Consider the following 20430-nt stretch of genomic DNA (forward strand, 5'->3'; position numbering starts at 1 on the left):
CCCGAGTGCTGCGACGTGATGAGCAGCTCACCCGGGGCCCTTCTTACTGGCCTCTCACCCCTGAGGCGCAACCAAGGCCGCGCCCCTACCGTCTTCTCACCCTGTGGGCCGCAGGGCGGCCAGCTGCTGCTCGAAGGGAACGAACCCGGGTTCCTCCCGCTCGGCGGTGAGCCCGGTCATCAGCCCCGCCAGCTCTCCCGCCGCCCGTTCGATCCGCCCGTCCAGGCCCTGGGCGCCCCAGTCCTCCGACGCGGCGTACACCCCGGTCGGCACGACCACGGCGCGCAGATACGCGAACAGCGGACGCAGCGCGTGCTCCAGCACCAGGGAGTGCCGGGCCGTGCCGCCGGTCGCCGCGATCAGCACCGGCTTGCCCGCCAGTGCGTCCTTGTCGAGCACGTCGAAGAAGGACTTGAACAGCCCGCTGTACGACGCCGAGAAGACGGGGGTGACGACCACGAGGCCGTCGGCCCCGGTCACCGCCTCCTGCGCGGCGGAGAGCTTCCGCCCCGGGAACCCGTTGGTGAAGTTGTGCGCGATCTCCACCGCGAGGTCGCGCAGCTCGACGACCTCGATGTCGACCGGGGTCCGCCGACCCACGGCCGCGGCCAGCCGGTCGCCCAGCAGCCGGGTGGACGACGGGACACTCAGCCCCGCCGAGACGACGACGAGCTTCATACGGCAGCCTCCTTCTTCTCCGCGGCGGCCAGCAGCGACGCGTGCGTCGGCGCCTGAGGCACGTCCGCCGGACGCCGGGCGGCGAACTCCTTGCGCAGCACCGGCACGACCTCCTCGCCCAGCAGGTCGAGCTGCTCCAGCACGGTCTTCAGCGGCAGCCCGGCGTGGTCCACCAGGAACAGCTGGCGCTGGTAGTCACCGGCGTACTCCCGGAAGGACAGGGTCTTCTCGATCACCTGCTGCGGGGAGCCGACGGTGAGCGGCGTCTGATCCGTGAAGTCCTCCAGGGAGGGCCCGTGGCCGTAGACCGGCGCGTTGTCGAAGTACGGCCGGAACTCCCGCACCGCGTCCTGCGAGTTGTGCCGCATGAACACCTGCCCGCCGAGGCCCACGATCGCCTGCTCGGGGGTGCCGTGCCCGTAGTGCGCATAGCGGGCCCGGTACAGCTCGACCATCCGCTTGGTGTGGTCGGCCGGCCAGAAGATGTTGTTGTGGAAGAAGCCGTCGCCGTAGTACGCGGCCTGCTCGGCGATCTCGGGCGAGCGGATCGAGCCGTGCCAGACGAACGGCGGGACACCGTCCAGCGGCCGCGGCGTCGACGTGAAGCCCTGCAGCGGTGTGCGGAACTTCCCCTCCCAGTTCACGACGTCCTCGCGCCACAGCCGGCGCAGGAGGGCGTAGTTCTCGATCGCGAGATTGATGCCCTCGCGGATGTCCTGGCCGAACCACGGATACACCGGTCCGGTGTTGCCACGGCCCATCATCAGGTCCACCCGGCCGTCGGCCAGGTGCTGGAGCATCGCGAAGTCCTCGGCGATCTTCACCGGATCGTTGGTGGTGATGAGGGTCGTGGAGGTGGAGAGGATCAGCTTCTTCGTCTGCGCCGCGACATGGCCGAGCATCGTGGTCGGCGAGGACGGCACGAACGGCGGGTTGTGGTGCTCACCGGTCGCGAAGACGTCGAGGCCGACCTCCTCGGCCTTCAGCGCGATGGCGACCATGGCCTTGATGCGCTCGCGCTCGGTCGGCGTACGCCCGGTGGTCGGGTCCGGCGTGACGTCGCCGACGCTGAAGATCCCGAACTGCATGGTCGCTCAACCTCCAAGTTGTTGACCGTTCAACTATAGCCGCTCAACGGTCGCCCCCGCCCCCTTATTCCGGCGATTGTCAGTGCTCCGTCCTACGATCCCGACATGGCCGCCCCACGCCGTGACACCCGAGGCATCGTCGGCGCCGCGGACTTCCTCGCGCGCGTGGACTTCCGCCGCCCGGATCCCGCCGAGCCACTGCGCCGCCATGTGGAGCACTACTGGCTGATCGACTGGGACCTGGACGAGCCGTACGTCTCGCACGTGGTCCCGCACCCCGCGGTCCACATCGTCTTCCAGCAGTTCGCGGACCAGGAGCCGTTCGTCGAGGTCGCCGGCGTCCAGCAGGGGCTCTTCGCGCAGAAGCTGGAGGGGCGCGGCCGGGTGTGCGGCATCAAGTTCCGGCCCGGCGGCTTCCGCCCCTTCGCGCCCGGGCAGGCGGTGAGCGAGTGGACGGGCCGACGGGTCCGCTTCCCCGAGGCCTTCCCGACCGCGGATCTCGCGGCCGTCCTCACCCCGGCCGACGAGGACACCCGGATCGCCGCCCTCGACACCTTCCTGCTCTCCCTCTCCCCCCGCCCCGACCCCCAGGCCGACCTGGCGATGACGCTGGTCGAGCGCATCCGCACGGACCGCACGATCCGCCGCGTCGCCGACTTCGCCCGCGCCGAGGGGATGTCCGTACGGCTGCTGCAGCGGCTGTTCGCCGGGTACGTCGGCGTGGGTCCGAAGTGGGTCATCCTGCGCTACCGCATCCACGAGGCCCTGGAGCACGCGGAGACGGACCGCGAGGTCGACTGGGCGGCCCTGGCGGCCGAGCTCGGCTATGCCGACCAGGCCCATCTGGTACGGGACTTCACGGCCACGGTCGGTGTACCGCCGACCGCCTACGCAGCCAGAATCTCCGGCTGACGAAATCCCCTTGACGCCAGTCGGCTCCCTGCGGATATTTATCTGCGTGACACAGATTCTTCGTAACGCAACAGAAAGTCCTCCGTTCTCCGCCCGTGCCCGCTGGGCCGTCCTCGCCGTCGTGCTCGCCGCCGACGTCCTCGACCTCCTCGACGCGACGATCACCAACATCGCCGCCCCCACCATCACCCTGGACCTCGGCGGCGGCGCGAGTCTCGTCCAGTGGCTCGGCGCCTCCTACGCCCTCGCACTCGGCGTGCTGCTGGTGCCCGGCGGGCGGCTCGGCGACAAGTACGGGCGCCGGCGGCTGTTCCTCACCGGACTCGCCGGGTTCGTCGCCGCTTCACTGGCCTGCGGGCTCGCCCCCAACCCGACCGCGCTCGTCGTCGCCCGGCTCGTCCAGGGCGCCTTCGGGGCGCTCGTCATCCCGCAGGGCTTCGGCATCCTCGGCGCGACCTGGCCGCGCGAGGAGATCGGCAAGGCGTTCAGCCTGTTCGGGCCCGTCATGGGCCTGTCCGCGGTCGGCGGCCCGATCCTCGCCGGCTTCCTCGTCGACGCGGACTTCGCGGGCCTCGGCTGGCGCCCCATGTTCCTGATCAACCTGCTCCTCGGCGGCGCGGCCCTGCTCGCCGCCGCCCGACTGCTCCCCCGCGACACCGGCGACCCTTCCGTCTCCGTGGACGTCCCGGGTGCGGCCCTGCTCGGCGGCGCGATGCTCGGCCTGCTCGGCGGCCTCATCGACGGCTCGGCGTCCGACTGGACCTCCCGCCCGCTCGCCCTGCTCCTCCTCGGCCTCGCGCTGTTCGCCGCCTTCTGCCACCGCCAGCGCACCGCCGCCGAACCCCTGATCCGCCCGACCCTGCTGCGCAACCGCGGCTTCACCTCGGGCCTGATCCTCGGCGTGCTCGCCTTCGCCGCGGTCGCCGGCCTCCTCTACGTGGTCTCCCTCCACCTCCAGCGCGGCCTCGGCCGCTCCCCCGCCGGCACCGCACTCGGCCTGATCCCGCTCTCCGCGGGCATCGTCGTCGCGTCCATCGCCTGCTACCGGCTGATCCACACCTACGGCCGACGGCTCGTCGTCGCCGGACTGCTGATGATCCTGGGCGGCTGCGGCTGGCTCGCCCTCCTCCCCGAAGGGTCCGGCTGGACCCTCGTCCCGCCCCTCCTGCTGACCGGCCTCGGCATGGGCACCTGCTTCGGCACGGTCTACGACGTCACCATCGGCGACATCGCCCCCGACGAGGCCGGCAGCGCAAGCGGCTCCCTCAACGCGGTGCAGCAGCTCGCCAACGCCATCGGCGCGGCAACCGTGACGACCGTGTACTTCCAAGCGGTCGACGGCGGCGAGACCCACGCCCTGCTGGCGAGCCTCGCCGTGGTCGCCGCGGCCGTCACCCTCTGCCTGCCCCTCGTACGGCTGCTGCCGCGCAAGGCCCCCCCGAGGGGGACCACTAGACAGGACCTAGGGGAGCAGAACCAACCGGCCGCGCACCCCGCCCTCCGCGAGGCGGGCGTGCGCCTTCGCCGCATCCTCCAGGGCGTACGTCTCGGCCACCCGCAGCGTCAGCACCCCCTCGTCCACCAGCCCCGCCAGCTCGGCCAGCCGCGCCCCGTCGGCGCTCACCTCCACCGCACCGGTCCGCACACCGCGCACGGACGCCGGGGCCGCCTGCGGGATGACGCCGACATACGCGCCCCGGTCCCGCACCCACTCCAGAGCCGCCTCACCGAGGACCGCCGCGTCCAGCACGGCGTCGACGCTCCCCGTCCCGACGGCACCGGACGTGAAGTGCGCGGCCCCCAGGGACCGTACGAGCTCCTCGTCGTCCTCCCTGGCCAGCGCGGTCACGGCCACCCCCCGACGGGCGGCGAGCTGGACGGCGAACCCGCCGACCGCACCCGCGGCCCCCGTCACCAGCAGCGACTGCCCCGGCTCGAGCTCCAGCAGATCCAGGGCCTGTACGGCGGTCAGGGCGTTCAGCGGCAGCGTCGCCGCGTGCACGGCGTCCACCGTGGCCGGCGCCTTGGCCACCGCGTCCGTGTCGACGACGACGTACTCGGCGTGCGTGCCCAGCGGCTGCACCATGCCGTAATCCAGCGCCACCACCTCGTCGCCGACGCTCCACGCAGTGGCCACTCCCGTCGCGTCCACCGTCCCGGCGACGTCCCAGCCGAACCCGATCTGCTTGCCCGCACCCCCGAAGGCACCGGCCCGCACCCCCGCGTCCACCGGGTTCAGCGCGGCCGCCGCGACCCTGATCCGCACCTGCCCGGCCGCCGGCTCGGGCACATCCACGTCCACGACCTCCACGGCCTCGGGCCCGCCGAACGTCCTCACCACTGCAGCACGCATGGTTGTTTCTCCCGTAACAAGACTCTTCGAATGGTTTCGCTGTGCGTGCAACAACCCTAGGAAGAGTTACTATCCAGGAGGAAGTAGTTACCCGCAGGTGCCTACCTCACCGGGAGGAGAGCCATGGCGACCATGACCGCGGCCCAGAAGCGCGAACAGGCCCGCGTGGAGTACGACGCGTTCCTCCGCGCCTGCCCCACCAACCAGCTCCTCGACCGCCTCAGCGACAAATGGGTCAGCCTCGTCCTCGCGGCCCTCACCTCCGGACCCATGCGCTACAGCGACCTCAGCCGCAAGATCGCGGGCGTCAGCCCCAAGATGCTCACGCAGACACTGCGTTCACTGGAACGCGACGGCATCCTCACCCGCACGGTCACCCCGTCCGTACCGGTCCGCGTCGACTACGAACTCACCCAACTCGGCGGCAGCCTCGCCCAGTTGCTCACCGCGGTGAAAACCTGGGCCGAGACCCACTTCGACGAGGTCCACGAGGCACGCGAGCGCTACGACGCCACCGGCGCCTAGACCTCACCCGCCCGCAGCCGCGCAACCTGCCGGGAGCCGAACTCCACCGTGCGCCGCATGTGCCCGATGACCACAGCGAGTTCGGCGTCGTCCAGCTCCTCGAAGAGGGCGGACCAGCCGCCGCCCAGCCGCTCCCACATCCGCCCGAACTCGGCGATCCGCTCCGGCACGGTCACCACCAGCACCCGCCGCCGGTCCTCCGCGTCCCGCTCCCGTACGACGTAGCCCGCCTTCTCCAGCCGGTCCACCAGCCGCGTCGCCGACCCGGTCGTCAGCCCCGTCATCTCCGCAATCCGGCCGCTGGTCACCGGCCCGCGCTCCAGCGTCAGCAGATTCAGACACTGCAGATCCGTGGGGTGCAGCCCCAGATGGTCGGCCACGGCCTGGTTGAAGAGGGCGTACGAGGCGATATAGCGACGCGAGACACCGGCCAGCTCGTCGAGCAGCCGCTCCCGCACGTTCCCGGCCATGCCCCGCTCCTCCTTCGCCCCACTTCGTCTGCGCCGTGCAGGGATCGTACGACGCAGCCTCCCTAGAAGGAGTACTCGTCCCCGGTACCGAGCACCAGCACCCGCTCCCGGTCGTTGTGCCGATGGCGGTCCACGGTCCCCCCGTTCCACGCCGTGTCGATCTCCACCCGCACCTCGGACGGCGCGCCCCCCAGCCGTACCCGCAACCGGATCTGCCGGGCCACCGCCTTCGCGGCCAGCGCCCCCACCCGGCACAGCATCACCCGCGCCTCCGACCGCACACACCCGGCCGGCAGGCTCTGCCTGTTCACCGGCGCCACCGACCAGCGCAGCCGCACCGTCGCGTCCGGCACGGCGGACGGCCCGTAATTGCGCGGCGTGAGCCGCAGGTCCACCCGGCCGCCGACCATGGACACAACACCGTGATACGCAAGATCGGCCTCCGGAGCACCGACGGCACCGCCCGGCAGAGCCGCCGCCAGCACCACCCCCAGAGCGGCAGCCCCGACCACAGGAACCCGCATCCTCCGCATACCGCCACTCCTCACTCCACGCAGTCGTACGGATGTATCCCACGCGGAGCGCGGGACAGGCGCCGTCCAACAGGTGACAGCACAACTGCCGACGGCCGCAGACATGCCAAGCTGCTGGCATGCTCGTCGCCCGCTCCGCCGCCCTCTTCGTCGTCGCCGCCCTCTTCGAGATCGGCGGCGCCTGGCTGGTCTGGCAGGGCGTCCGGGAACACCGCGGCTGGCTGTGGATCACCGGCGGCATCCTCGCCCTCGGCGCCTACGGCTTCGTCGCCACCTTCCAGCCCGACGCCCACTTCGGCCGCATCCTCGCCGCATACGGCGGCATCTTCGTCGCCGGCTCGATCCTGTGGGGCATGGTCGCCGACGGCTACCGCCCCGACCGCTGGGACGTGACGGGCGCGCTGGTGTGCCTGGCCGGCATGGCTCTCATCATGTGGGCACCGCGCAACGGCGGCTGAGCCTCGCCTACGCTGGACGGACCCGACCGCCGACCCAACACCAGGAGCACCGCATGGCACCCGCACCGTCCGCCGCCTCCCGCATCGCCGTCGTGACCGGTGCGAGCAGCGGAATCGGCGCCGCCACGGCCCGGCAGCTCGCCGCGGCCGGCTACCGGGTCGTCCTCACCGCCCGCCGCAAGGACCGTATCGAGGCGCTGGCGGAAGAGATCAACGCGGCGGGCCACCAGGCCACGGCGTACCAGCTCGACGTCACCGACCGCACGGCCGTGGACGAGTTCGCCACCGCCTTCAAGACGATCGGCGTCCTGGTCAACAACGCGGGCGGCGCACTCGGCGCCGACCCCGTCGCCACCGGCGACCCGGCCGACTGGCGCGCCATGTACGAGACGAACGTCATCGGCACCCTGAACATCACCCAGGCCCTGCTCCCGAAGCTGGTCGCAAGCGGCGACGGCACGGTCGTCGTGCTCTCCTCCACCGCCGGCCTCGGCACCTACGAGGGCGGCGCGGGCTATGTCGCCGCCAAGCACGGCGAGCACGTCCTCGCCGAGACCCTCCGCCTCGAAATCGTCGGCCAGCCGGTCCGCGTCATCGAGATCGCCCCCGGCATGGTCAAGACCGACGAGTTCGCCCTCACCCGCTTCGGCGGCGACCAGGAGAAGGCCACGAAGGTCTACGAGGGCGTGGCCGAACCCCTCACGGCCGACGACGTCGCGGACACCATCACCTGGGCCGTCACCCGCCCCCACCACGTCAACGTCGACCTCCTGGTCCTGCGCCCGCGCGCCCAGGCGTCGAACACGAAGGTCCACAGGGAACTGTGATGACGGATGACGCCCAGCGGGAGGCCGAACAGCAACGCCTGCAGCTGGAGAAGAAACGCGAACGCTACGTGTGGTACTACCTCGCGTACTTCCTCTTCGGCATCCACATCGTGGCCTTCGTGATGATCTACGCGGTACTGCACGCGAAGTAGACGTACAGCAACGTAGAGTCACAGCCTGTGGACAGACACATACCTTTCGACGGGCTGCACAACTTCCGTGACCTGGGCGGCTATTCGACCCCCGACGGCCACCGGATCCGCCCCGGACGCCTGTACCGGGCCGACTCGCTGGGCAAGCTGCGGCAGGGCACGGAGGACTGGTCCCACTTCCTCGCCCTCGGCATCCGCACGGTCATCGACCTCCGCCACCCCTGGGAGGCCGACGCCCGCGGGCGTGTCCCGGCCGCCCCCTCCTTCACGTACCACAACCTCAGCATCGAACACCGCGCCTACGACCAGGCCGTCCAGGCCCCCGGCCTCGACCCCGGGCCGTACCTGGCGGAGCGCTACATGGAGGTGGCGGAGGACGGCGTGAAGGAGATCCGCCGGGCCCTGGAACTGGTGGCGGAGGCAGCGGAGTCGGCAGAGCCTCTTGTCTTCCACTGCGCCTCGGGCAAGGACCGCACGGGCCAACTGGCCGCGCTGATCCTGACGTTGCTGGGCATCCCGGAAACGACCATCATCGAGGACTACAGCCTCACCGAACTGGCCACACCCGGCATCCTGGCCAGCTGGAAGTCGAGGAACGACGGCCGCGAACCGACCTGGCCGGGCTTCGGCCGGGCCCCGCAGACGGTGATGCGCACCTTCCTCGCAGCCATGAAGGCGCGCTACGGCTCGATCGAGGACTACGTGGCACGGGAACTGTCCCTGGACGCAGAAGCCTTGGCGACAACCCTCCGCACAGCCCTCCTGGAACCCCGCCCCACCACCTGGCCACCCCTGACCCTCCGCAAGGCGACCCCACCCGACGCCCCCACCCTCGTCCGCCTCCGCGACACGGCCGCGCTCTGGCAGCAGGCGCAAGGCATCGACCAATGGAAGCCGGGCGAAAAGGACGAGAGCCACTTCCGCACCCGCATGGAACAGGGCGAGGTCTGGCTGGCCCACGCAGGCCCCCACCTCGCCGGCGCCTGGGAACTCTGGTGGGACGACCCGGCAGCCTGGGGCCCCCGCCCCGCCGACGCGGGCTACATCCACCGCCTGATGACGACCCCGCACACGGCTCCGCCCGGAACAGGCCGCCGAATGCTGGCGGAGGCAGAGTCCCGCATCGCCGCCACAGGCCGCCCATACGCCCGCCTCGACTGCCTGGCCTCCAACCCGCGCCTGCGCACGTACTACGAGTCGGCGGGCTACACGGTGGTCGGCGAACAGCGGGTAAAGGACGGCGGGTTGGGCAGCCCCTACGCGGTGACGCTGCTGGAGAAACGGCTCCATTGACGGAATGGGGCCCGAACCGGATGGTTCGGGCCCCATGGGCGCGCACAGCCTTCAGCCGTGTCAGCCCTTGACGCAAACAACCTGCTTCAGCTTCGCCACGACCTCTACGAGGTCCCGCTGCTGGTCAATGACCTGCTCGATCGGCTTGTATGCCCCCGGGATCTCGTCCACGACACCGGAGTCCTTACGGCACTCCACGCCCCGCGTCTGCTCCTCCAGGTCCTTCGTCGAGAACCGCCGCTTCGCCGCGTTGCGGCTCATGCGCCGACCCGCGCCGTGCGACGCCGAGTTGAAGGCCTTCTCGTTGCCGAGGCCCTTCACGATGTACGAGCCCGTGCCCATGGAACCGGGGATGATCCCGTACTCGCCGGAACCTGCGCGGATCGCGCCCTTGCGGGTGACGAGCAGGTCCATGCCCTCGTAGCGCTCTTCGGCAACGTAGTTGTGATGAGCACTGATCTCGGGCTCGAAGGTCGGCTTCGCCTTCCGGAACTCCTTGCGGATCACGTCCTTCAGGAGCGCCATCATCAGGGTGCGGTTGTACTTCGCGTACTCCTGCGCCCAGAAGAGGTCGTTCCGGTAGGCCGCCATCTGCGGGGTGTCCGCCACGAAGACAGCGAGGTCACGGTCGACCAGGCCCTGGTTGTGCGGGAGCTTCTGGGCCACGCCGATGTGGAACTCTGCGAGTTCCTTGCCGATGTTCCGCGATCCCGAGTGCAGCATCAACCAAACGGAACCGGTCGTATCTGTGCACACTTCGACGAAATGGTTGCCGCTTCCGAGCGTACCCATCTGCTTTTCAGCACGTTCATGACGGAATTTGACCGCTTCGGCGATCCCGTCGAACCGCCCCCAGAAGTCCTCCCACCCGGCCGTACCGAACCCGTGCAGCCGCCCGGGGTCCACGGGATCGTCATGCATCCCGCGCCCCACCGGAATAGCCTGCTCGATCTTCGACCGCAGCCGCGAAAGATCCCCCGGCAGATCATTGGCGGTCAGCGATGTCTTGACGGCAGACATCCCGCAGCCGATGTCCACCCCCACCGCCGCAGGACACACAGCCCCCTGCATCGCGATGACGGACCCGACCGTCGCGCCCTTCCCGTAATGCACGTCCGGCATGACCGCCAGGCCCTTGATCCACGGCAGCGTCGCGACATTGCGGAGCTGCTGCAGGGCCACGTCCTCGACCGTCGTCGGGTCGGTCCACATGCGGATCGGGACCTTCGCGCCCGGCATCTCTACGTACGACATATCATCCTCATTCCCCCGAAAACATGACAGAAGTCTTAGACCGCAAAACCGGCGCCAAGGTCGATGAAAAAGGACAACGGACCGGCGTCCACGGCAGTGCGTGCGATACACATGGTGCCCAGGAGACGCCCCCGCGCGGCAAGCGATTAACCAGCGGGGACACTGGTAGACCCGGCCCAGGAACGGCCACAGAGCCACCGTCGAGAGGAGCCGACCGTGCAGCGGAAGGCGTACGTATCCGGCGTCGCCGCGTTCCTTGTGGCGCTGCTGGCAGGCTGCACAGGCGGTTCGGGCGGTGGCGGCGCGACGGATGACGCGAACCCGGGTGAGGCGGGTACGGCGAGTGTCGTGGCGCAGCCGGGGAAGTACCGCACGCTGCCGGGGCCGTGCAGTGCGGTGAGTCATGACACGTTGGACTCGCTGCTGCCGGGTATCAAGCAGATCGCGGATGCGGACCAGCAGGAGAAGGCCTACGAGGGTGACGCCGCGCTCGCGTTCGACAACGACCGCAAGGCGGGTTGTCGCTGGAAGGTGGACTCGACGGCGGCTTCCGACCGGTTGATGGTCGATTTCGAGCGGGTGGTCTCGTATGACAACTCGGTGAGCGACGACACCCAGGCGCAGGAGTTGTTCGCGGAGAAGGAGACGGCGGCCGACCTGCCCGAGCCGACGAGTTCGGACAGTGATTCCAGTTCCAGTTCCAGTTCCGGTTCCACTCCCAGCGCCAGTGCCAGTTCGAGTCCCACTGCCGGCGCCAGTTCCTCGGCTTCGGTCTCCCCTTCCGGCTCCGAGTCCGCCTCCTCGTCCGCGGCCCCGGCCAATCTCCAGCCCCGTACTCTCGACGATCTCGGTGACGAGGCGTTCTTGGACGACGCTCTGAGTGGCTCGGGTTCGACGGCCCGGCAGCGCACGGTGACTGTGGTGTTCCGCACGTCCAACGTCATTGTGACCATCGAGTACGAGGAGCAGCCGGCTGCTGTCGGCGTTGTGCCCGACAGTGAGGAAATGCAGGACAGGGCCCGGAATCTGGCTGCGCAGCTGGCGGACACGCTGGGTGGTTAGGGGGCGTTCGGGTGCCTCGGGTGCCCCTTCGTAAAGCTGAAGAAGCGGAAGCACACAGTTTCCTCACCGCGTACGGTGGCTCCTCGGACCCGATCCGCCGACCTCAGGAACCACAGCGTCATGAGTGAAGGAACCATGCAGCGACCAGCAGAGCGAGACCAGCGCGACCGGCGAGAGAAGCGAGTGAGGCGGTCAGGCCGTCTGCTTGCGGGCGCGGTCGCAGTCCCCGTGATGGTGTTCGCCGCCGGCTGCTCCTCGGACTCCGGCTCCGGTGACGGGGGGAGCAAGGCCGCGGGCGCCGGTGAGACGGCGGCGGCGACGGCGAGCACGGCGCCGACGGTGCAGGCGGCCGCGTACCGGAAGTTGCCGGATTCGTGTGGGGTGTTGTCGAAGAAGACGCTGACTTCGCTCGTACCGAAGGGCGTCAAGTCCGGCAAGGCGGGCAAGTCCGGCGATACGGCGACGCGGGCGAGCTGCTCGTGGAGCAGTCTGGACAACAACGGTGTGAAGGGCTCGCAGTTCCGCTGGCTGAATGTGTCGCTGCTGCGCTTCGAGTCGGATGCCACCCGTGGTGAGGGCGACCAGTTGGCGCATACGTACTTCGAGAAGCAGGTGACGGACGCCAAGGCGGCTCAGGGTGCGAAGAACCTGAAGTCGGAGCCGGTTGCCGGGACGGGCGCCGAGGCGACGCTGGTGCGCTACGACCTGAAGAAGAAGGAAGGCGCCTTCAAGCAGCAGACGGTGGTGACGCGCGTCGAGAACGTCGTGATCACGCTGGACTACAACGGTGCTGGTCTGGCCGGTGAGAAGACTCCGAGCGCGGACGCGCTGGTGAAGGTCGCGGAGGCGGCGGCCAAGGAGGCGGTGGCCTCGGTGGCGGCGGCCAACGGCGATGGCGGCGCGGGCGCCGGCAGTGGTGCGGGCACGGCGAAGCCCTCGCCGTCCGAGTCGGCGTCGAGGTCGGCCTCCCCGTCTCCTTCGAAGTCCGCTTCGGCCTCTCCGTCCTCCTCAGCGTCCAAGAAGAGCTGACTGTCACATCTGGGCTGCGTCTGGACGCCAACTCGCAGCTCAGCACCGCTTTTTGATGGAGTCCGGCCCCCTGCGGGGACCGGGCTCCACCCGTTCCGTTACCTCGTTCGGCGGACACATGTGCCACTCTGTTGCGCGCAACAGCATGCAATGGGAGGGGAGTACGGGTGGCCGCGCCACTGCAGCTGACTCGGATGCACCGGATTCTCATCGGCGTGGTCGTGACCGGCGCCGTGATCATCGCCGGCATCGGCTTCGCCGGTTCGTATGCCGCGGTCCGTGAGTTGGCCATCAAGAAGGGTTTCGGGAACTTCTCTTATGTCTTCCCGATAGGCATCGACGCGGGTATCTGTGTCCTGCTGGCCCTGGATCTTCTCCTGACGTGGATCCGCATTCCCTTCCCGCTGCTGCGTCAGACGGCGTGGCTGCTGACGGCGGCGACGATCGCGTTCAACGGTGCGGCGGCCTGGCCGGATCCGCTGGGTGTGGGGATGCACGCCGTCATCCCGGTGCTGTTCGTGGTCGCTGTCGAGGCCGCCCGGCACGCCATCGGCCGTATCGCGGACATCACGGCCGACAAGCACATGGAGGGTGTCCGTCTGACGCGGTGGATGCTCTCCCCGATCCCGACGTTCCTTCTGTGGCGGCGGATGAAGCTGTGGGAGCTGCGCTCCTACGAGCAGGTCATCAAGCTGGAGCAGGAGCGGCTCGTCTATCAGGCCCGGTTGCGTTCGCGCTTCGGCCGGGCGTGGCGGCGGAAGGCTCCGGTGGAGTCGCTGATGCCGCTCAGGCTGGCGCGGTACGGGGTTCCGTTGGCGCAGACGGCTCCGGAGGGGCTGGCGGCGGCGGGCATCGAGCCGGCCCTGCTGCCGCCGGCGCCGGAGCTCGCCCGTTCTGTGGAGAGCCGTCCCGCGGTGGCGGCGCCGGCTCCGCAGCCGGCGGAGCAGCGCGGCTATGTTCCCGAGGCGCCCGCGGCTCCCGAGGCGGCTGAGCCGGAGGTGAGCCCGTGGCTGCACGCCCGGCATCCGCAGCAGATCGAGTACCACGGGGGTTACGACCCTGCGTACGACCCGGAGCAGTACGCCCAGTGGTACGCGGAGCAGCAGCAGGCGGAGCAGTACCAGCAGGACGAGTACCAGCAGGAGCAGCTCCAGTACGAGGAAGGGCCCGCGCAGGAGCCCTCTCCGGAGGACACCGGCAGCTTCCCGATCCCGGTGAGTCCCGGCCGTACCCGTGAGCTGGGCGAGGGCGGTGGCCCTCCGGAGCCTGACGAGGACGCGTACTACCAGGTCTTCCGGGAGTCGATAAAGGGCGGTAACGGGGCGCCCACGCCCAGGGTGTTCATCGCCGACGTCGAGGCGACGTACGGCATCACGCTCCCCGAGGCCGAGGCCAAGCGCATGGTGAACCGTTTCTCGAACCGTCTCAATGCGGAGATGGCGGAGGAGCACATCGCATGAGAAAGCGCCCGGTGCCCCAGGGCACCGGGTGCTTTGCTCACGGCGTCACTCCCCGAGCAGGGCCCGTACCCGCTCCTGTCCCACGGCGAGCAGCAGCGTGGGCAGTCGCGGACCGGTGTCGCGGCCGACCAGCAGGTGGTACAGCAGGGCGAAGAAGGTCCGCTGGGAGGTCTTGATCTCCGGCGGGAGTTCCTTGGGTGTGGCGTCGGCGGGGAATCCGGCCTGCACCTTGGGCACGCCGTAGACGAGGTGGGTGAGCCCGTCGAGCGACCAGTGGTCGGCGAGGCCTTCGGTCAGCAGCCGCAGGGACTGCTGGGAGGCCTCGTCGAGGGACTTGAGCAGTTCGGCGTCGGGTTCGTCGCGCACGATGGTCCGCTGGTCGGCGGGGACGTGCGTGTTGATCCAGGCTTCGGCCTTGTCGTAGCGCGGGCGGGCCTCGTCGAGCGAGCCGAGCGGGTTGGCGGGGTCCAGTTCGCTCAGGATCCGCAGGGCCTGGTCCTCGTGGCCGGCGGTGATGTCGGCGACGGACGCGAGTGTCCGGTACGGCAGCGGGCGCGGCGTCTTCGGCAGTTCGCCGCCGGCGGTGCGCACGGCGCGCGAGTGGGCCGCGACGTCCGCCGGGAGGGCCGAGCCGTCGGTGACCTTGGCGTCGAGCTTGTCCCACTCGTCGTAGAGGCGCTGGATCTCCTGGTCGAAGGCGATCTTGAAGGACTGGTTGGGGCGGCGGCGGGCGTACAGCCAGCGCAGGAGCTGCGGTTCCATGATCTTCAGGGCGTCGCCGGGGGTGGGTACGCCGCCGCGCGAGGAGGACATCTTCGCCATGCCGCTGATGCCCACGAAGGCGTACATCGGGCCGATGGGCTGCTTGCCGCCGAAGATCCCGACGATCTGGCCGCCGACCTGGAAGCTCGACCCCGGGGAGGAGTGGTCGACACCGCTCGGCTCGAAGATCACGCCCTCATAGGCCCAGCGCATGGGCCAGTCGACCTTCCAGACCAGCTTGCCGCGGTTGAACTCGTTGAGCCGGACGGTCTCGGAGAAGCCGCACGCCGTGCAGGCGTAGGTCAGCTCGGTCGTGGCGTCGTCGTAGGAGGTGACCGTGGTCAGGTCCTTCTCGCAGTTGCCGCAGTACGGCTTGTACGGGAAGTAGCCGGCGGTGCCGGACGAGCCGTCGTCCTCGTTCGCCGCGCCGGAGCCCTCGGCGGCCTCCAGCTCGGCCTCGTCGACCGGCTTCTGCCCTTGCTTCTGCTTGGCCGGGGCCTTCTTGGTGCGGTACTGGTCGAGGATCGCGTCGATGTCGGCGCGGTGCGCGACGGCGTGCAGGATCTGCTCGCGGTACACGCCGGAGGTGTACTGAGCGGTCTGGCTGATCCCGTCGAACTCCACGCCCAGCTCGGCGAGCGACTCGACCATGGCGGCCTTGAAGTGCTCGGCCCAGTTGGGGTACGCGGACCCCTTCGGGGCGGGCACGGACGTCAGCGGCTTGCCGATGTGCTCGGCCCAGGCGTCCTTGTCGACCCCGGGGATGCCTTCGGGCACCTTGCGGTAGCGGTCGTAGTCGTCCCAGGAGATGAGGTGGCGGACCTGGTGTCCGCGGCGGCGGATCTCGTCGGCGACGAGGTGCGGGGTCATGACCTCGCGCAGGTTGCCGAGGTGGATCGGGCCGGAGGGGGACAGGCCGGACGCGACGACGACAGGTTTGCCGGGTGCCCGGCGCTCCGACTCCTCGATGACGTCATCCGCGAAACGGGAGACCCAGTCGGCGGTCTCGGTGCTCTGAGCCACGATCGGCACGTCCTTCTTTCTCCGGGCAGCCAGTACGGTCAATTCGACTGCGCCCCCAGTCTAGGCGGCGAAGCCGCCTCCCTTAGGGGCGCGGGGCTGTGCTCATATGCGGCTCCGCCGCGGGGCGCGATCAACCCCCACCGGCCCGCGATCGAAAAAACCGCTTCACCCCCCATGGGATACTGACCGTGTCTATCAATCCCCACGAGGAGAACGGCACCCACTCCCATGGCCCCGGTCAAGTCCCTCAGCGACGCAGTCAACCAGCACCTCACCGACGCCCTCGCCTCCGCCCTCCCGGAAGCCGACGGAGTCGACCCGCTGCTGCGCCGAAGCGACCGGGCCGACTTCCAGGCCAACGGCATCCTCGCGCTCGCCAAGAAGGCGAAGGCGAATCCGCGGGAGCTGGCGACCCAGGTCGTCTCCCGGATCGCCACCGGTGACGGTCCGATCAAGGACGTCGAGGTCTCCGGCCCCGGCTTCCTGAACATCACGATCGCGGACCGTGCGATCACCGAGACGCTCGCGGCGCGTGCCGCCGACGGTGACCGGCTCGGTGTGCCGCTGAAGGAGAACCCGGGCATCACGGTCGTCGACTACGCGCAGCCGAACGTGGCGAAGGAGATGCACGTCGGCCATCTGCGCTCGGCGGTGATCGGTGACGCGCTGCGCGGCATGCTCGACTTCACCGGCGAGCAGACGATCGGCCGGCACCACATCGGCGACTGGGGCACCCAGTTCGGCATGCTCATCCAGTACCTGTTCGAGCACCCCGGCGAGCTGGCCCCGGCGGAGGACGTCGACGGCGAGCAGGCCATGTCGAACCTGAACCGGGTGTACAAGGCGTCGCGTGCGGTCTTCGACTCCGACGAGGAGTTCAAGGAGCGGGCGCGGAAGAGGGTCGTGGCCCTGCAGTCCGGCGACAAGGAGACGCTCGAGCTGTGGCAGCAGTTCGTGGACGAGTCGAAGGTCTACTTCTACTCGGTCTTCGAGAAGCTGGACATGGAGATCCGGGACGACGAGATCGTCGGCGAGTCCGCGTACAACGAGGGCATGCCGGAGACCGCCCGCCTCCTGGAGGAGATGGGGGTCGCGGAGCGTTCCGAGGGCGCGCTCGTCGTCTTCTTCGACGAGATCCGGGGCAAGGACGACAAGCCGGTCCCGCTGATCGTGCAGAAGGCCGACGGCGGCTTCGGCTACGCGGCCTCCGACCTGACCGCGATCCGCAACCGTGTCTTCGACCTGCACGCGACGTCGCTGCTGTACGTCGTGGACGTACGCCAGTCGCTGCACTTCAAGATGGTCTTCGAGACGGCCCGGCGGGCGGGGTGGCTGAAGGACGGCGTCTCCGCGCACAACATGGGCTACGGCACGGTGCTGGGCGCGGACGGCAAGCCGTTCAAGACGCGTGAGGGCGAGACCGTACGGCTTGAGGACCTGCTGGACGAGGCGGTGCAGCGGGCCGCCGAGGTGGTCCGGGAGAAGGCGCAGGACCTCACCGAGGACGAGATCCAGGAGCGGGCCGCGCAGGTCGGCATCGGTGCGGTGAAGTACGCGGACCTGTCGACGTCCCCGAACCGGGACTACAAGTTCGACCTGGACCAGATGGTGTCGCTGAACGGCGACACGTCGGTGTACCTGCAGTACGCGTACGCCCGTATCCAGTCGATCCTGCGCAAGGCCGGGGAGACTAAGCCGGCCGCGCACCCGGAGCTGGAACTCGCCCCGGCGGAGCGGGCGCTCGGCCTGCACCTGGACGCGTTCGGTGACACGGTCTTCGAGGCGGCCGCGGAGTACGCGCCGCACAAGCTGGCCGCGTACCTGTACCAGCTGGCGTCGCTGTACACGTCGTTCTACGACAAGTGCCCGGTGCTGAAGGCCGAGACGCCCGCGCAGGTGGCGAACCGTCTGTTCCTGTGCGACGTGACGGCCCGCACCCTGCACCAGGGCATGGCGCTGCTGGGGATCCGGACGCCCGAGCGGCTCTGAGGCCCGTACCGGCCGACGTACCGCGGCCCGCCCTCTCCGCGGAGAGGGCGGGCCGTGGTCGTTCGGGCGAGGACGTCAGATGCCGTTGGCGAACCGCTTGAACGCGGCCTTGGTGCCCGATCCGGCGTCCCCGTCGATCTCGCCGGTGTAGCCCCAGGCGTCCTTCAGCAGGCGCTGCAGGGCCTTGATGGTGTTGGGGCCCGGGTCTCCGTCGATCGTGTCGTTGTAGCCCCAGTACGTGTGCAGGCAGCGCTGGAACGCCTTCCAGCTGTTGGTGCCGAGCTGTCCGTCGATGCCGTCGTTGTAGCTCCAGTAGGTGTGCAGCCAGTTCTGGACCTTCTTGGCCTCGTCGGAGGTCAGGCCGAAGTTGTGCGTCGCCCGGATGGTGACGGTCTGGGCGCTGGTGGCCGAGGCCGGCGCGGCGAAGCTGGTGCCCGCGGTGGCCAGGCCGCCGGCGGCGAGTCCGATCACTGCGGCGGCGCTGACGAGTGTCCTGGCCAAGGCGTTCGATCGCATTCGTGTCCCTCTCGGGTCGTGGTGTGTGGTGCCGGGACGAGAGTGCGGGGAGGGCGGCGAGGGCCGCCACGGTTGCCGCGGAAGTGACGTCCTCGTGGGATGTCCCGCCCGTTGACCTGCGGGGACTCGTGGTGGGGCGACGGTGCAGAGGGACGGCCGGCGGCGGGTGGTGGCCGATTGGGTATGGGTGCAGGCCGCAGGTTCCGGTGCAGTCCTGTGGATGCTGGTGCAGAATGCGGCACGGGGTACAGGGGCCACTGACCACGGCCGCTGTTCATGAACGCGTGGGGGGACCACACCATGTCGCGTTGGAAAGCGCTGCCCGCAGAACTCGATCCGCGTGTACGGCAGTTACTGGTGCGTCTACGCCGGCTGAAGGACCACAGCGGGCTGAGCGTACGTCAGCTGGCGGCGCGCACGGGGTACAGCCCCAAGTCGTGGGAGCGGTATCTGGGCGGCCGTTCGCTGCCGCCGCGGGAGGCCGTGGAGGCGCTGGCCCTGGTCGGCGGCGACGACCCGACCCGGCTGCTCGCTCTGCACGAAGTCGCCGCCGAGGCCTGGGGGAACCCGCGCGGCGGAACTCCCGAACCGGAGACGGCAGTCATGGAGACCGCCGTACCGGAGGCGGAGATCCTGTCGGCGGAGCCCGGCGGCGGGAGCGCGCGGTCGTTGCGCTTCGCGATCGTGGCGGGGGCGGTGGCCCTGGTGCTGGCGATGTCGTCGGCGGTGCTGGTGACCTGGCGGCTCATGGACCACGGCGGCGGCACCGCGGACCGGACGACGACGACCACGGTCACCTTGACGGCGGGAACGTCGGCGCCCGCGTACAGCTGCCGTCTGGAGCAGGTCGACGGCCGCTGGTACGCGGGCAACAGCCGTACGCGGAACGCCACGGTGGGGTACGGCGACTCCGGGCCGGCGGTGGCCGAGGTGCAGTGTCTGCTGCGCCGGGCGGGTATCTCGCCGGGCGGCATCGACGGCATGTTCGGCCCGCTGACGCAGGGCGCGGTCAAGGCGTTCCAGAAGCAGGCGCGGCTCGACGTGGACGGTGTCGTCGGCCCGCACACCTGGAAGGCCCTGCGGGGATGACCCCGGAACAGACCCGACTGGCCGCCGCGCTACGGGAGTTGAGGGCCCGCACCGGTCTGAGCCTGGCGGCCCTCGCGGCGAAGACGGCGTTCAGCAAGTCGTCCTGGGAGCGCTACCTCAACGGCAGGACACTGCCGCCGCGCACGGCGGTGCAGGAGCTGTGCCGACTGGCCGGCGAACCGGACGGCCGGTGTCTGGCGCTGTGGGAGATCGCGGAGTCGGAGTGGAGCGGGCGGGCGACGGAGGCGGGCCGGGCGGATACGCCGGAGCAGGCGTCGTCGCCGGCCGCGGATCCGTTGCCGCGTCCGCCTGAGGCTCCGGCGGAGACCGCGCAGGGCGGTGGTCATCGGGGTGCGGTGACCGTGGCGGTGCTCGCGTCGGTGTGTGCCGTGGCCCTCGGCGGCGTGGCGGTGGCGCTGCTCCTGCTGCCACGCCACAGCGACGGACCCCGCACGGCCGCCGCGACCGCCTCCGCTCCCGGGCCGCACTGCCGGGCTTCGTCCTGCGAGGGCAAGAGCCCGATCGACATGTACTGCGCGGCCACACCGGACACCGTCGCCACGCATCACACGGCCGCCGGAGCCTGGCTGGAGGTCCGCTACAGCAAGGAGTGCGGGACGAGTTGGGCACGGATGTGGGGCACGCGGGTCGGCGACCGTCTCGAGCTGACGGCAGGCGGCCGGGACCGCCGCGCCGAGGTCGAGAACGCCGTCGACGCGGACAACTTCGTCTACACCCCGATGACGGTGACCCGTCCGGGAACCGTGCTCCGAACCTGTTTCCGTCCGGCAGAGGGCGGTAAGGAGGAGTGCTTCGACTCCGTTTCGCGGTGACGGTGAGTTCGGGCACCTGCTCAGGCGGGCTCCTGGGGATCCTGCTGCTCCCTTTCACCACGGCTCGGCCCCGAGCCATGCTCCGTACAGGCCGGCCGTGGCGACGACGACGATCGCCTGGGCC

20 protein-coding genes and 1 pseudogene are annotated in these 20430 nt (G+C 69.9%); 13 read left to right on the forward strand and 8 right to left on the reverse strand.

The genetic code is table 11. The annotated features are described in order from the left end of the window. Positions 1-96 precede the first annotated feature (96 nt). Together IH68_RS0139255 and IH68_RS0139260 are read right to left on the reverse strand one after the other, a co-directional pair. The gene (locus IH68_RS0139255; RefSeq protein ID WP_030945527.1) at positions 97-678 is read right to left on the reverse strand and encodes an FMN reductase; all 582 of its coding nucleotides are present in this window, start codon (positions 676-678) and stop codon (positions 97-99) included. Beyond that, complete coding sequence (locus IH68_RS0139260) at positions 675-1766, reverse strand: LLM class flavin-dependent oxidoreductase (RefSeq protein WP_030945531.1); 1092 nt, start codon at positions 1764-1766, stop codon at positions 675-677. Before IH68_RS0139260 ends, IH68_RS0139255 begins: the two co-directional genes overlap by 4 nt. Before the next feature lie 105 nt (positions 1767-1871). Between IH68_RS0139260 and IH68_RS0139265 the strand changes: the two genes are divergently transcribed. Beyond that, positions 1872-2678 carry a helix-turn-helix domain-containing protein gene (locus tag IH68_RS0139265; protein ID WP_030945533.1) on the forward strand — a complete coding sequence of 269 codons (807 nt, stop codon included), beginning with the start codon at positions 1872-1874 and terminating at the stop codon, positions 2676-2678. Beyond that, a pseudogene (locus IH68_RS0139270) lies at positions 2593-3969 on the forward strand (MFS transporter); the annotation flags it as partial. The gene IH68_RS0139265 and the pseudogene IH68_RS0139270, both read left to right, overlap by 86 nt. A gap of 171 nt (positions 3970-4140) precedes the next feature. On the opposite strand, the gene IH68_RS54170 reads toward IH68_RS0139270, so the two are convergent. Further along, positions 4141-5031 (reverse strand): NADP-dependent oxidoreductase, encoded by an 891-nt coding sequence (locus IH68_RS54170; RefSeq protein ID WP_078912818.1) that lies wholly within the window; start codon positions 5029-5031, stop codon positions 4141-4143. Positions 5032-5154: 123 nt separating this feature from the next. On the opposite strand from IH68_RS54170, the gene IH68_RS0139275 reads away from it, so the two are divergent. Continuing rightward, entirely contained in the window at positions 5155-5556 is a 402-nt protein-coding gene (locus IH68_RS0139275; RefSeq protein WP_030945539.1) for a winged helix-turn-helix transcriptional regulator, read from the forward strand. On the opposite strand, the gene IH68_RS0139280 is transcribed toward IH68_RS0139275, so the two are convergent. After that, positions 5553-6026 (reverse strand): MarR family winged helix-turn-helix transcriptional regulator, encoded by a 474-nt coding sequence (locus IH68_RS0139280; RefSeq protein ID WP_030945542.1) that lies wholly within the window; start codon positions 6024-6026, stop codon positions 5553-5555. The genes IH68_RS0139275 and IH68_RS0139280 overlap by 4 nt on opposite strands. A 62-nt stretch (positions 6027-6088) precedes the next feature. Further along, complete coding sequence (locus tag IH68_RS0139285; protein WP_030945547.1) at positions 6089-6559, reverse strand: hypothetical protein; 471 nt, start codon at positions 6557-6559, stop codon at positions 6089-6091. Positions 6560-6678: 119 nt separating this feature from the next. Here IH68_RS0139285 and IH68_RS0139290 point away from each other — a divergent pair, with 119 nt between their 5' ends. From IH68_RS0139290 to IH68_RS0139305, 4 genes are read left to right on the forward strand one after another with little or no spacing between them, the layout of a single operon-like run. Then, positions 6679-7017, forward strand: a complete 339-nt coding sequence (locus IH68_RS0139290) for a YnfA family protein (protein WP_030945548.1) — start codon at positions 6679-6681, stop codon at positions 7015-7017. Between the two features lie 53 nt (positions 7018-7070). Then, positions 7071-7844 carry an SDR family NAD(P)-dependent oxidoreductase gene (locus IH68_RS0139295; protein ID WP_030945551.1) on the forward strand — a complete coding sequence of 258 codons (774 nt, stop codon included), beginning with the start codon at positions 7071-7073 and terminating at the stop codon, positions 7842-7844. Then, complete coding sequence (locus IH68_RS57380; RefSeq protein ID WP_199931973.1) at positions 7844-7996, forward strand: hypothetical protein; 153 nt, start codon at positions 7844-7846, stop codon at positions 7994-7996. The genes IH68_RS0139295 and IH68_RS57380 overlap by 1 nt, the downstream gene beginning before the upstream one ends. A 27-nt stretch (positions 7997-8023) precedes the next feature. After that, positions 8024-9289, forward strand: a complete 1266-nt coding sequence (locus IH68_RS0139305; protein WP_030945554.1) for a GNAT family N-acetyltransferase — start codon at positions 8024-8026, stop codon at positions 9287-9289. 60 nt (positions 9290-9349) lie between these two features. Here IH68_RS0139305 and IH68_RS0139310 read toward each other — a convergent pair whose 3' ends face one another. After that, positions 9350-10543, reverse strand: a complete 1194-nt coding sequence (locus tag IH68_RS0139310) for an RtcB family protein (RefSeq protein ID WP_030945557.1) — start codon at positions 10541-10543, stop codon at positions 9350-9352. Between the two features lie 216 nt (positions 10544-10759). On the opposite strand from IH68_RS0139310, the gene IH68_RS0139315 reads away from it, so the two are divergent. The 3 genes from IH68_RS0139315 to IH68_RS0139325 all read left to right on the forward strand — a co-directional run bounded on the left by IH68_RS0139315 (position 10760) and on the right by IH68_RS0139325 (position 14094). Continuing rightward, on the forward strand, positions 10760-11605 hold the full coding sequence (locus IH68_RS0139315) for a hypothetical protein (protein WP_030945560.1): 846 nt from the start codon (positions 10760-10762) through the stop codon (positions 11603-11605). A 135-nt stretch (positions 11606-11740) separates the two neighbouring features. Beyond that, complete coding sequence (locus tag IH68_RS0139320) at positions 11741-12634, forward strand: DUF3558 family protein (RefSeq protein ID WP_420719030.1); 894 nt, start codon at positions 11741-11743, stop codon at positions 12632-12634. Positions 12635-12801: 167 nt separating this feature from the next. Next, positions 12802-14094, forward strand: coding sequence for a DUF2637 domain-containing protein (locus IH68_RS0139325; protein ID WP_030945566.1), 1293 nt, complete (start codon positions 12802-12804; stop codon positions 14092-14094). A 45-nt stretch (positions 14095-14139) separates the two neighbouring features. On the opposite strand, the gene lysS is transcribed toward IH68_RS0139325, so the two are convergent. Beyond that, positions 14140-15888 (reverse strand): lysine--tRNA ligase, encoded by a 1749-nt coding sequence (gene lysS, locus IH68_RS0139330; protein ID WP_030945569.1) that lies wholly within the window; start codon positions 15886-15888, stop codon positions 14140-14142. A 219-nt stretch (positions 15889-16107) separates the two neighbouring features. On the opposite strand from lysS, the gene argS reads away from it, so the two are divergent. Then, positions 16108-17868 carry an arginine--tRNA ligase gene (gene argS, locus IH68_RS0139335; protein ID WP_030945573.1) on the forward strand — a complete coding sequence of 587 codons (1761 nt, stop codon included), beginning with the start codon at positions 16108-16110 and terminating at the stop codon, positions 17866-17868. A 75-nt stretch (positions 17869-17943) separates the two neighbouring features. Here the strand turns inward: argS and IH68_RS0139340 are convergent, their stop codons facing one another. Beyond that, positions 17944-18384, reverse strand: coding sequence for a peptidoglycan-binding domain-containing protein (locus IH68_RS0139340; protein ID WP_030945576.1), 441 nt, complete (start codon positions 18382-18384; stop codon positions 17944-17946). 300 nt (positions 18385-18684) lie between these two features. On the opposite strand from IH68_RS0139340, the gene IH68_RS0139345 reads away from it, so the two are divergent. Next, positions 18685-19473, forward strand: coding sequence for a peptidoglycan-binding protein (locus tag IH68_RS0139345; protein ID WP_030945579.1), 789 nt, complete (start codon positions 18685-18687; stop codon positions 19471-19473). Continuing rightward, positions 19470-20306, forward strand: coding sequence for a helix-turn-helix domain-containing protein (locus tag IH68_RS0139350; protein WP_030945582.1), 837 nt, complete (start codon positions 19470-19472; stop codon positions 20304-20306). Before IH68_RS0139345 ends, IH68_RS0139350 begins: the two co-directional genes overlap by 4 nt. The last annotated feature ends 124 nt before the right edge of the window (positions 20307-20430 follow it).

The organism is Streptomyces sp. NRRL S-646, from assembly GCF_000720765.1.
In the GTDB taxonomy this organism is placed as follows: Bacteria; Actinomycetota; Actinomycetes; order Streptomycetales; family Streptomycetaceae; genus Streptomyces.